This window comes from Prevotella sp. HMSC077E09, assembly GCF_001814685.1.
GTDB classification, from domain to species: domain Bacteria; phylum Bacteroidota; class Bacteroidia; order Bacteroidales; family Bacteroidaceae; genus Prevotella; species Prevotella oris.
In genome coordinates, this window is sequence record NZ_KV817561.1 from 1 (window position 1) to 13,444 (window position 13,444).

At 44.5% G+C, this 13,444-nt stretch carries 7 protein-coding genes and 1 pseudogene; 6 read left to right on the top strand and 2 right to left on the bottom strand.

Annotated features, from left to right (window positions below; genetic code table 11):
• The first annotated feature begins 305 nt into the window (after positions 1 to 305).
• From HMPREF2983_RS07115 to HMPREF2983_RS07135, 4 genes are all read left to right on the top strand, one after another.
• Positions 306 to 1,376, top strand: a complete 1,071-nt coding sequence (locus HMPREF2983_RS07115) for a FecR family protein (RefSeq protein WP_070667534.1) — start codon at positions 306 to 308, stop codon at positions 1,374 to 1,376.
• A gap of 278 nt (positions 1,377 to 1,654) precedes the next feature.
• Positions 1,655 to 4,786, top strand: coding sequence for a TonB-dependent receptor (locus tag HMPREF2983_RS07125; RefSeq protein WP_083316732.1), 3,132 nt, complete (start codon positions 1,655 to 1,657; stop codon positions 4,784 to 4,786).
• 13 nt (positions 4,787 to 4,799) lie between these two features.
• Complete coding sequence (locus HMPREF2983_RS07130) at positions 4,800 to 6,359, top strand: RagB/SusD family nutrient uptake outer membrane protein (RefSeq protein WP_070667536.1); 1,560 nt, start codon at positions 4,800 to 4,802, stop codon at positions 6,357 to 6,359.
• Positions 6,360 to 6,423: 64 nt separating this feature from the next.
• Positions 6,424 to 8,445 (top strand): kojibiose hydrolase, encoded by a 2,022-nt coding sequence (locus tag HMPREF2983_RS07135; protein WP_070667537.1) that lies wholly within the window; start codon positions 6,424 to 6,426, stop codon positions 8,443 to 8,445.
• 4 nt (positions 8,446 to 8,449) lie between these two features.
• Here the strand turns inward: HMPREF2983_RS07135 and HMPREF2983_RS07140 are convergent, their stop codons facing one another.
• The gene (locus HMPREF2983_RS07140; protein WP_070667538.1) at positions 8,450 to 9,049 is read right to left on the bottom strand and encodes an RNA polymerase sigma factor; all 600 of its coding nucleotides are present in this window, start codon (positions 9,047 to 9,049) and stop codon (positions 8,450 to 8,452) included.
• A gap of 202 nt (positions 9,050 to 9,251) precedes the next feature.
• Here HMPREF2983_RS07140 and HMPREF2983_RS07145 point away from each other — a divergent pair, with 202 nt between their 5' ends.
• Complete coding sequence (locus tag HMPREF2983_RS07145) at positions 9,252 to 10,988, top strand: alpha-amylase family glycosyl hydrolase (protein WP_070667539.1); 1,737 nt, start codon at positions 9,252 to 9,254, stop codon at positions 10,986 to 10,988.
• Positions 10,989 to 11,179: 191 nt separating this feature from the next.
• Positions 11,180 to 12,576, top strand: a pseudogene (locus HMPREF2983_RS14310) (trehalase family glycosidase).
• A gap of 100 nt (positions 12,577 to 12,676) precedes the next feature.
• On the opposite strand, the gene HMPREF2983_RS07155 reads toward HMPREF2983_RS14310, so the two are convergent.
• Positions 12,677 to 13,444: Fic family protein (locus tag HMPREF2983_RS07155; protein ID WP_141757639.1), on the bottom strand; the 768-nt coding region annotated here is incomplete at its 5' end.

The window sequence follows — 13,444 nt, forward strand, 5'->3', positions numbered from 1 at the left end:
TACCGTTCTTCATGTATCGTTTAGCAACCGTTTTGGGTTAGCATCCTAGACAATCCCCACAGGGTTTATCGGTTGCGCCGATTTTTGATGATACTTTCCATTTATGCAATACAGTAAAGTCGCTAAGCGGAGTTGTTCGCTCACGTCCTTTACGTGCAAACGTCTCTTCGTCTGATATCCATGAGCGATATGGGATAAGGGAGTAGTACCCGTGATGATATATTTTTTTTTGCCAAAGAAAAAAACAGCTAAAAAAGTGAGTACAATTCTTAAATTCTCTCTTTATGCTAGTAAACAGGGATCAAATGAACTACCAACTTAAAGATATAAAGAACTTCTTCATTTCTCATGAGCCGATGCTCAGCAGTGATGAGAAAAAAGTAATGTGGAAGAACATTATTGGTTCCGTACATCGGTCTCGGACCCATGGAAACATACGCCTGATGCCGTTGCTCCTAAAGATGGCCGCAGCCGTGGTAACTCTTCTGATAATAGGTGGAGTCCTGCTGTATATGAATAGGAACTACAATTCTATGGAGTCAAATTTGGCTCTGCTGGATGTTACGAAATGTAACAACACAACCATTGTCTTCGAAGACAATACCATGATGTTTGGTAGAAGATGTACGGTAAGGTGTTTGCCCCAGCAGAACATGGTGGAAATTACGGACGGAACCTCGCATATATCGCTGAAGAATGAGGATATGAAGAATGCCGGCAAGTCGCTAGCGATAGCCGTGCCCAGTCAAAGCAGGGCTCATATCATTTTGTCGGACGGAACCGTGATCACGATGCGCGAAGGTTCTAAGATGACTTTCCCGTTCGATGTGACAAACGCAAAGTTGCGCGAAGTCAGCATAGACGGCGAAGCCTACTTCTCGGTACATCATAAGGCCACGTCTTCATTCACGGCGATGGGACGAGGGCTGACCGTAAAAGACCTGGGTACGGAATTTCTGTTGTCCACTTATTCGCGCAATGCGGAACGTAGGGTGACCCTGATTAGTGGATCGGTATCCGCTATGACGGAACTCGGCGATCATGTCATCTTAAAGTCGGGCCAGACCTTTGCCTATAACACACTAACCAGACATACGTCGGTAAAGACGGAGCCAGATATCAAGAAGTTGACTGATTGGAAAGATGATATCATTAATCTGGATGGCCATACGCTGAATGTCATTCTGCAGCAGATTAGCAAGGCTTACAACGTGCGCTTTCACTTTGTCGACAACAACGTTAGAAGCATCTGTCTGAGCGGTAAACTCGATGCCCGCCTGCCTATCGACGAACTGCTGGAGAACTTGTCAAAGATAGCACCGATCAACATCATTAAGAAAAGTGAAAATTCTTATAATATAATAATAAAAAAATAACCTGCCTATGAACAAAAAACTTCTATCCTAAATCAACGGTCATAGTCGCCACTGAGCGCTATGACAGAAAACAAAAACAAGAAAATCACACTAACCATAAAAATTTAAACCAAATGAATAAACGTCTAATCAGGTTCAAAGTAATGAGAAAAAGCTTGACAGGAATTTCCTTGTTAAGTTTCTCTATACTTTTTGTTCCTTCCTTCGCAAATTCGGCCATGAGTGCTGAATCTATTGTGCAATCATCCTCTAACAGCATTACCATCAATGTTAACAAAATGCCGCTTAACAAAGTACTGTCTCTTATCGAAAAACAATGCGACTATGTCTTCGGTTATAATAGTAATACTCAAAATATTAAGAATCTAGTTACCGCTAATTTCCATGACGCCTCAATCACACAAATTCTGAATAGCATTCTCAATGGTACTGGCCTGAAATATGATATCTCGGGGCGCCAGATACTCATTTACAAACAAGAACAAGCATCGGTTACAAGGACCGTTAAAGTTGCTGGTACCGTCACCGATGAAAACGGTCAGCCCATGCCGGGTGTCAGCGTCTCTGTAAAGGGAACGACGATGGGAACCGTTACCGATATTAATGGCAATTATAGTCTTGATGTTCTACAAGGTTCACGCATCGAGTTGTCCTTTATCGGTTATAAGCCGATAGAAATCAAGGCAGGACCAAACAGCAACGTCAGCCTCCAGCCTGACAATAAGCTCCTGAGCGAAGTCGTTGTCGTAGGTTATGGAACCATGAAGAAGAGCGACCTCACCGGTTCTGTGACGGAGATTAATGACAAGAACTTCAATAAAGGCGTCGTGACCTCACCTTCACAGATGCTTCAAGGCCGCATTGCCGGTATCAATGTAACCAATAACGGCGGTGAACCTGGCGGTGGCGTTACCATTCGCGTACGCGGTTCAAACTCTATTCGCTCCGGCCAGGATCCGTTGTGGGTTATCGACGGTGTGCCTCTTGACGTTTCTACCAGTCTACAGGCAGATGGCGGTAGCATTCAGGGTGTAAGCTCAGCTAGTTATACCAACCCTCTTAACTATCTCAATCCTGATGATATAGAGTCTATCTCTGTCTTGAAGGATGCTTCTGCGGCAGCCATCTACGGCTCGCGTGCAGCAAACGGCGTCATCCTCATTACGACCAAGAAGAATACGCAAGGCAAAGCCCAAGTCAACTATTCTGGGTCTATGAGCATATCCTATCTTCCTAAGCAGATAGATGTCCTTTCGGGTGATGAATACAGAGCATTTGCCAAAGAGAAGGGCGTAACCATTGATGATCTTAATGGCAATGTGAACTGGCAGGATGAGATTTTCCGCACATCCTTCTCTCACAATCACAATATCTCCATTTCCGGTGGTAGTGCCAGCAGTGGTTACAGGGCTTCTGCTAACGTACAGGATCAGGCTGGTATTATCAAGACCACAGATATGCGTAAATATACCGGACACTTCTATGTACATCAGGATATTCTCAATAATCGTGTTCATTTGGAGGGAAGTCTGCTTGCCAGTCACGTGAACAACCGCCGTGCTCCTCTTGGTGAGGCAGGCGGATATGAGGGTGACCTTATCTTCTCGGCATTGAAGAACAATCCTACTATTCCGGTATATAAGGAAGATGGCAGTTACTATCAGTATAGTCCGGTAGTAAGAAATCCGTTGGCCATGCTTAACCTTACGAACGACTGCACAAAGACAGACCGTATCCTCGCTACGGCTGTAGCCACTGTGGATATCTGCAATGGACTGAAGTATAAATTCAACTACGCTCTTGACCAGATGAACACAAGCCGGCGTGTCACACAGAACCAAGAACTGAATTATCTGCCCAGTGGCGGTGAGTCTTATGTCAGAAATGTAGAGTCGAAAAACTATCTGATTGAGAACTATTTCACCTATGATTTAAATATTGGCAACATCCATAAGTTCAACTTCCTTGCCGGTCATTCTTATCAGAAGTTCCATGATTATTGGTATGGCTTCAGTGAGAATGGCTATAATGTAAGCAATGTTGATTATCTTTATAATTTCGCTTATGGCAACAATACGAAAATAAATGGAACTTCAGATGTCGTGAACCATGAACTACAGTCTTTCTACGGGCGTGTGAACTATAACCTTATGGATAAATATCTGGCAACCGTCAACTTCCGTGCAGATGGTAGTACACGATTCGGAAAGAATAACCGTTACGGCTATTTCCCATCTGTGGCTTTAGCATGGCGTATGAGCGAAGAAGACTTCATCAAGAAACTCAATGTCTTTGATAATTTAAAGCTTCGTCTTGGTTGGGGTCTTACCGGTAACCAGGAAATACCGGATAAGATTTCCGAATTGAAACTGGGAACCACTACTGGTGCTTACTTGAATGGCACGACTGATATTACGACGGGTGTTACGTTGACACGTACTCCGAATCCTGACCTGAAATGGGAAAAGACAGGGCAATGGAATGCCGGTCTTGACTTCGCAGTGCTGAAGGGCCGTCTGAGTGGTAGCATCGACTGGTATTATAAGACCACGAAGGATGTACTATTGCAAATCTATTCTCTAGCTCCAGCTCCAACCAACACAATATGGAGCAACGTAAAGGATATGAAGATCATCAATAAAGGTCTGGAAATTAACTTGAACGCAGTGCTGGTTGACAAAGCAGACTGGACTTGGAACTTCGGTGTTAATTTCGCAACGAACAAGAATGACGTAAAGAACCTGCCGATGTCATATATTCCTGTAGGATGGCCTGCTGGCCCTGGTCTTGATGGATTTAATGGTATACAGCATATCATGAATGGTCAGCCGATAGGGACCTTCTGGGGTTACCATTTCTTAGGCTTCGATGACAAGGGCATGAGCATTTATCAGACGGATGCCGATGGCAACAAGGTTGAAAAGGTGATTGGTCACGCACAACCGGACTTCACACTTAACTTCAATACCAGTCTTAGATGGAAAAACTTCGAACTGAGCCTCTTCTTCAATGGCGTCTTTGGTAATGACATCTATAATAATCTGGCCAACTGCCTTGACGGACTATCTCTTTTCGATAACGGATACAATATCACAACAAGTGCCCGGAGCCTGAAAGAATCCGTCACCAATAGTCTTGACTTCTCTGACCGATACATTGAAGACGGTTCCTATCTGCGTCTGTCAAGCGCTGTCTTGAAGTATACGGTTCCTCTTAAATCGAATAAGTGGATTAATGGCCTGACTCTTTCTGCCATGGGAAATAATCTCTTCTGTATTACGGGTTACTCCGGTTACGACCCAGAGGTCGATTCCCGTCGTGTTACAGATGGTATCCCTGCTAGTGGTATAGGATGGACCAATTATCCTATGGCACGTAGTTTTACTCTAGGCGCATCAATCAATTTCTAAATTTAAGACGATTATGAAAAAAATATATTTAATTGCTACTGTACTTCTTGCCTTTTTATTGCAAGGTTGTACAAATCTACATGAGGAGATACTCAACGAACAGGATAATTCTTCTCTTATCAGCAATCCCAGTAATGCAGCCATGGTGGCTGCTCCAGCTTATGCTGCGCTGAGAGATTTGATGAGTGACGGCGGCTCATGGAAAGTTACAGAATGCTGTACAGATGAGGCAATCTTTCCGACACGTGGGTCTGACTGGAATGATGTGAATAATCGTACGTTGTTCTGGCATACTTATGATGCAACAAACACGGTTGTCAGAAATACATGGAATGGTCTGATGCAACATGTAACAAGTTGTAATGTGGCACTCAATTATCTGGGTAATATGAAGCAGACCGACGATGTGAAGGAATATATGAATGAAGTCACGGTTCTGCGTAGTCTGTTTATGTATTACCTCATGGACTATTATGGACATTTCCCGTTTCGCGAGGCATCAGAGACCGATTATTCTTCAAAGCCAATCATTTTAAGTCGTGTTGACGCTTTAGCACGTATCATCAAAGACTTGCAGACTGTCATTCCTAATCTGAAAGAGAAGGGTGCGGTGCCTTATGGACGCGTAACAAAGGCTACGGCACAGACGATACTGGCTCATGTTTATCTGAACTACCAGGTGTTTACTGGTAAAGCTCCTGCCTTCACCGATGGAGAGTCTAAATGGGATGAGGTGATTTCTCTTTGTGATGACATCATCAAATCGGGCAAATATCAATTAGCGGATGACTATTGGAAAATGTTTCTAAGTGATAATGCTGACTATTGTGATAAGACAGAAGGCATCTTGCCAATCATCTATGACCAGGCCACAGATACGGGAGGCTCTAATTGGCTGAACATGGCTTTGCATTACAGCATGACATTCAACAATTTCAAGAGCTTCTGGAACGGTTGTTGTACTACTCCCACATTCGTAGACTCTTGGGACCCGTCGGATCCCCGTTACACAAGTGATCGATTGAAGAGTCAGATAGGTTTTAACATTGGTATTATCGGTGGTCAGCAATATTCCGTTGCCGGAGAGAAACTGAAGACCAGACAAGGTAAAGACCTGAACTTCACAAAAGAGTTTAGTGTTGATAATGCGACAGAGGAGCAAGGTTACAGGGTCGTCAAGTTTGCTCCTAACCCAGATTATCAGTGGGGGTCGGGGAGTGATAATGATGTGATGTTCTATCGCTATTCGGATATCTATCTGATGCGTGGTGAGGCAAAGTTCCGAAAAGGCAACGACATCGCCGGTGCCGTGGAGGATATCAATGCCGTTCGCAAAGCTCGTGGTGTAAAGGAGTATACTTCTTCCAGCCTTACTCTGGACTCTTTCTATAAGGAGCGTGGCTATGAGTTCTACTGGGAAGGAATGGCTCGCCGTGACGACATGGTACGCTTCAATCATTATTGCGAGGCTCGTTATAATGTGGAGGAAACACCTGCCTATAAAATATTATTCCCCATTCCGCAGACGGCTCTTGAGGCAAACTCGGATCTGCAGCAGAATGAAGGATATTAACTGAAATCAACCTTGAAGAGGCGGACTCTGTTGCCCGCCTCTTTATTATTAATATTTGCATGATATGAGACAACTATTGTTTTCGGTATTTATTCTGGGATTTTCTCTTTCTGCTTTTGCTCAAGACGCTTGGAAGATAGAAGCAACCCCTATTGACGACACTCATTATTACGGTGAAACCGTGGCGAATGGCATGTTAGGACTCGTTTCGTCATATCAGCCGTTGCAGACGTCATGCGTAGTCTTGGCTGGCTGCTATGACAAGTTTGGCCGGGGCGATGTGAGCAATTTCCTTCATGGATTCAATATGCTGAATACCACTCTCAAGATTAATGGTGAGACGGTCAATTACAAGAATGTAAGCAACTACACGCAGACGCTGGACATGCGGCACGCAGTCTTCAGTGGCGATTTCAATTTCCGTAATGTGGCAGAAGTGAATTATCAGTTCGTCTCATTGCGTCAGTTGCAGTATTGCGGTCTTCTGATCGTAAAGATTGTTCCGAAGCAGGACATCACCATCTGCGCTACGAACATGCAGCAGTTGCCAGAAGGATTCAAAAATGGCAAATACAAATACGAGGAAATGGATGCCAGCCATGCAAAGGCTAAGTTACTGTCAACAGAGAGTGAAAGCCCCACGGGTTACCGCCACGTTTGCGCTTGTTCCACATTCCTGTTCCCTAACAATGAGAATACAGAAGTGAAGGACGACTCTGTTGCTAACGGGCACGAGATTTCTTTTAAGCGTACCTTAAAGAAAGGACAGAAATATGAGTTTGTCGTTGCCGGTTCCACTATGTCCAACGCCACTTTTTTCGATCCTATCAATGAGGTGAAACGACTGGTGCTCTATTGCCTATTGCAAGGCAAAGACAAACTTATGGCTCGGCATTTCAGTGCTTGGGATGAACTCTGGAAGAGCGACATCATCATCGATGGTGACGCTCAGGCTCAGCAGGATGTACACGGCATGATGTATCATCTCTATGCCTTTCTGAGAGAAGGTTCCGAATTGTCTATCTCGCCGATGGGACTCTCCGGACTGGGTTATAACGGGCATGTGTTCTGGGATATGGAGACTTGGATGTATCCGGCTCTACTGATGTTACATCCAGAACTAGCTAAGTCGGCTTTGGATTATCGTTATAACCGGTTGGAAGCAGCCAAGCGCAATGCCGAAGAGTATGGTTATGCTGGTGCCAAGTTCCCGTGGGAGAGTTCCGACTCGGGAGAGGAAGATACACCTGTTTGGGCGATGACCGGTCCCCTTGAACATAGCATCACGGGTTGCGTAGGGTTTGCAGCTTGGCAATATTATTGCGTTACCGGCGACCGTGACTGGTTACAGAAGCGTGGATACCCATTGCTCAAAGAGAGTGCCGACTTCTGGTTGAGCCGCGTAGACCGCTCTGCCGACGGCGTCTGCCATATTAACAATGTCGTTGCTGCCGACGAGTGGGCCGAAAATATTGATGATGATGCCTTCACGAATGGTATTGCCAAGATGAATCTGCTCTGTGCAGCCAAAGCCGCACGCCTGCTGGGCGAACCGATTAACAAAGATTGGGAGGCAGTAGCTGATAAGATACCTTTTTATGCTGACAAGGACGGCGTCACAAAGGAATACCAGACCTACAAAGGCGACAACATCAAGCAGGCTGATGTCAATCTGTTGGCATTTCCATTGAAATTCATCACCGATGAGGCACAAATCAAGAAAGATTTAGAATTCTATCAGAAGCGCGTGCCTGGGCAAGGCACACCTGCCATGACACAGGCCATCTTCTCACTGCTGTGGTCGCGTTTGGGTGATGTTGATCTGGCTTCCCGTTATTTTAAGGATAGCTATGAGCCTAACCTGTTACCGCCATTCCGCGTCATTGCCGAAACGAAAGGTGGTACCAATCCCTATTTTGCTACTGGCGCAGGTGGTATCCTGCAAGGTGTCATGATGGGATTCGGCGGCGTAGACATCTCCTATGACGGTGGTATCACACAGGTAAAAAGCGTTCTGCCAAAAGGTTGGAAGAAACTGACATTGAAGGGAATAGGTAAAGATAAGCAGACCTTTGTCAGAGAATGAACTGTCAACGGTAAAAGAGGACAAGCAACAAGATGAGATCAGGCAGATTGGTTATCTGTCCATCCATGTCGTCTCTTAGCTTTGTGATGGCTCGATGCAAAAGGTTGCGCGTAGACTGATAATTCATATCCAACATCGTACTTACTTCCTTCATCGGCAGTTCCTGTATATATCTCAAGTATATTGCTTCCTGCTGACGGAGAGTAAGACGAGTTATGGCTTTGTTTAATAAGAATATGAGTTGTTTCTTTTCTTCACTATCTTCAATGCTGTCGACTTCGGCAACCATCGGCAGCATATTGAATCGAGGCTCTTCGTTGTCAAGAGAGAGCATGTTTTGATGGCGTATACTGACGGTGACTTCTCGTCGTAATGAAGCCATCAGATAGGCTTTCACGTTGTCGGTGTCTCCGATATGCTCATGACCGGATATGATTCGCATGAAGACATTTTGAATTGCATCTTTGACAAGTTCTCTATTAGTAGTAAATTTTAACCCGTATGCTAACATGAAGTCGGCATATCTCAGAAACAATTGCTCATAAGCCTTGTTGTTACCGGCTCTGATTTGTTGCCATAAAGTAACTTCTGTTGTTTCTTTCATCGTACTATGTCAGAATGAAAATTCTATGCAAATATACAAAAAAAATTGAAATTCTTATGGTAATTCAAAAATTTAAGAAATAAATATAAAAAAAGTAATGTAAGCCTTTGACATCCATGGTATTGTATATGACACAATACCATGGAATAGTCAGCAGGAGTAGATTCTACATTGTCAATATATTATTTAAAAATAAAATAACATGAATAGCAATCGTTTAAGAAAAATCATCACAGTAGCATCGTCTGTAGTTTTGTCATTTACAGTTCATGCGCAGAACAAGGGACCTCAATGGCTTGAAAATGCAGTGTTCTATCAAATCTATCCATCTTCTTACATGGATAGTGATGGTAATGGCTATGGTGACCTTCCGGGCATCACGTCAAAGTTGGATTATATCAAGTCGCTAGGGGTGAATGCGCTATGGTTGAATCCCATCTTTCACTCTGGCTGGTTCGATGGCGGGTATGACGTTATCGACTTCTATGAGGTAGACCCCAGATTTGGTACGAATACTGACCTTGTCACCTTGGTGAATGAGGCCCATAAGCGTGGTATGAAAGTGTGTCTGGACCTTGTTGCTGGTCACACTAGCGATAAATGTGCATGGTTTAAGGAATCGGCGAGAAAAGACGCCAATCTGCGTTATAGTGATTATTATATCTGGTCGGATTCCATTCCGGATAAAGATAAAGAAGATATAGAGAAGCGTCACCATGATCCCATTCCTGCGGCAAGCACACGGGGCAGGTATGTGGAGGCTAATGCGCCACGGGCTAAGTATTATGAAAAAAATTTCTTTGAGTGTCAGCCAGCCTTGAACTATGGCTTTGCACACCCCGACCCCAGTCATCCTTGGGAACAAAGCATCAGTGCCCCCGGTCCACAGGCCGTGCGCAGAGAGATAAAGAATATCATGTCGTTCTGGCTGGACAAGGGCGTCGACGGTTTCCGCGTTGACATGGCATCTTCACTCGTCAAGAATGATCCTGATAAAAAGGAAACTTCAAAATTATGGAATGAAATGCGTCAGTGGAAAGATGAAAAATATCCTGATGCGGTGTTGATTTCCGAGTGGTCTAATCCGAAAGAGGCCATACCTGCAGGCTTTAATATCGACTTTATGATACATTTTGGCATCAAGGGTTATCCTTCGCTTTTTTTCGCCAAAGACACGCCTTACGGTGTAAGCAATTCATACGATTATTGCTATTTTGATAAGAGTGGAAAGGGACAAATAAAGGAGTTTATCGACAATTTTTCTCAAGCATATAATGCCACAAAGGATTTAGGCTACATAGCCATCCCGACAGCAAACCATGACTTTCAGCGCCCAAATATCGGCTCTCGCAACACGATGAATCAACTGAAAGTTGTGATGACTTTCTTCTTGACCATGCCAGGAGTACCCTTCCTCTACTATGGCGATGAGATCGGTATGAAATACCAGATGGGCATTGCCCCCAAGGAGGGTAGCAATGAGCGTGCTGGTACGCGTACACCGATGCAATGGGATAACAGTGTGACGGCAGGCTTTTCCACCTGTACGCCCGATAAACTCTATTTCCCCGTAGACACCGATCAGGGAAGAATTACGGTTGAGGCTCAGCAGAAAGACCCCCAGTCGTTATTGCAATTCGTGCGAGGTATTATCCATCTGAGACATTCTTCGGCCGCATTGCGCAATAGTGGTATGTGGGCTTTACTCAGTGATGAGAGTAAGCCATATCCTATGGTCTATAGTCGATCGTCAGGCGATGAAACTTATATCGTTGCCATTAATCCCAGTGCACAGCCCGTGAAAGCCGTGATTGCTTCTCAAGGTGGGAAGGCAAAGGTCGCCGTCGTTACAGGAAAAGCTTCCTATAAGTCGGGCAGTGCAGGTGATGTCATCAAACTGAATGGTATCAGTGCTGTCATTTATAGAATAGATAAGTAAAAATGATGAAGGTAAGGATATTCGTCATGGCCGTTCTGTTTTCTGTCCCTCTGCTGGCTGGCGCTCAGCAGAGGGACTTGGATGCCCTGCTCCCGGAAAAACAGATGGGGATCTTGTTTTATGATGTCATGAATTGTGATAGCTTGTTCGGAAAGGATCGTCTCTTTGCCGAGCCCAAGACTTTCTTGGATATGCAGCCTCGACGCAGCCTGGCATGGATCAAGAAAGACTATGAGACCCTGCAAAGACATCATGTCTCGACCTTAATCGAATTTATCAACAAGAACTTTACCCAGCCCATTGTACCAGCTACGACGTTTACGGCGCATGGTGACATAGATAGCCATATTCGGCAATTATGGTCGCTCCTGCGCCGAGAGCCTGAGAATGAGCCTGACGGCACTTTTATCCACCTCAAACATCCCTATTTTGTACCTGGCGGGCGTTTCGGTGAAATTTATTATTGGGACTCCTATTTCTCGATGCTTGGAATGGTGGCTGACGGAGAAGGGCAGTTGGCGCGTGATATGGTGGATAATTTCGCGGAGTTGATAGATAGCCTGGGATTTATTCCCAATGGCAACAGAACCTATTATGTGGGACGGTCACAACCGCCGTTCTTCTCTTTGATGGTAGACGTCATTGCGCGAACAGAGGGAAAGGTGTTTATCTTAAGTATCTGGATGAAATGCAGAAAGAATATGATTTCTGGATGAAGGGTAGTGATATCCTGTCTGCTCATAACCTGACGACATATCGATGTGTGGAAATGCCGGATGGCAGCCTGCTGAATAGATATTACGACAAGTATGATACGCCACGTGAAGAAATGTACAGAAGCGACCTCACCACGGCGGGAATGATGAATAAGGATTCGGCCCGTGTCTTGTTCCGTAACCTCCGAGCTGCAGCAGAATCTGGCTGGGACTTTAGTAGCAGATGGATGAGAGACGAGAAGGATCTGGCCACCACGCAGACTATGGATATTATACCCATAGACCTGAATTGTTTGTTGCATCATTTGGAAAAAACATTGGCAAAGGCATACGGTCTGAAACAGAACAAGCAACTGGCCGGTGTGTATGCCCTGAAAGCAGAAAGACGTGAGAAAGCGATTAAAAAGTATTGCTGGAGCGAGACCGATGGCTTCTATAAAGATTACATCTGGACGACACATACTTTATCTCATAGCCTTACGGCAGCTGGCGCCTATGCCTTGTTTGAGCACATAGCCGACAAAAAGGAAGCCAAAAGAATGGCACTGTGCCTTAGAACTAGATTCTTAAAGCAAGGGGGCATCGTCACTACATTGTTGAAGACGGGCCAGCAATGGGATGAACCTAACGCGTGGGCTCCCTTGCAATGGATAACCTGCAAGGGACTCTACGACTATGGTTTCCTGACGCTATCCATGGAGATAAGAAATCGGTGGATGAGAATGTGTCAACGCGTTTATTGTTCTACAGGGAAATTGCTAGAGAAATACGATGCTGTGAACGTGAGCAACACCGGTGGTGGTGAATATCCCAATCAAGACGGATTCGGATGGACCAATGGCGTTTACAAAGCCTTGCAATCATTGCATTGATAAGGAAACAGACGATGATCCATTTTCCCTCCGCTCGTTAGTTCCGGAAATATATCATAATGGAAATTCTTGTAAATCCTTTAAGAATTTACAAGAATTTTCATTTTAATGTCTCCATCATCCGATCGAATTTGTCTCCTTTTATATAACCACTTTTTACTTTATTTAAAGGGATCTCGGTCATGTAGCCCTGTTTGACAAGTTGGTCTATGTCTGTTTTAGCTGTAGGATGGGTAATAGAGAATCTATTTTCTAGTTCCTTTATGGTCAACATTACTCCCGGATGTTCTCTTATTAGGCCAAGAATGTCGGCCTGGCGCTCATTAATACCTTCCAGTTGGAAGAAGATGGCGCCGTTCTTTCTTTTCTCAATCTTCAGTGTGATATACTTTTTCAACTCGTCAAATGCCTTTTCAAGCACGTGTAGATGATAAGTCACGAAATACCCTATATCCAGTTCGTCGGCTTCGGTATACAGGAATGCCTTTTCATACGACTTCTTGTTTTTAGCAATAATACGGGAAATAGAAAGATACTCGGTGAGCCAATAGTCTTGGTGCAGCATATACCAGTAAAACAATGCCCTTGCCGTGCGCCCGTTGCCATCAATGAAAGGGTGCATGTAAGATACCATAAAATGAATGATAATCCCTCTGATGATAGGGTGTATGAACGTTTCTGTCTGTTTTTCGTTGAAGAACTGGCATAGCGTGTTTACAAACAAAGGTATGTCATGATAAGGGGGCGGCGTATGAACGATTTCATGGGTGATGCCGTTTTCCACAACCACTTCATTATTGTCTCTAAATTTTCCTGCATCCGTCGGCTTTTCCAGGCGCAACCGATAAACCCTGTGGGGAGGGTCTAG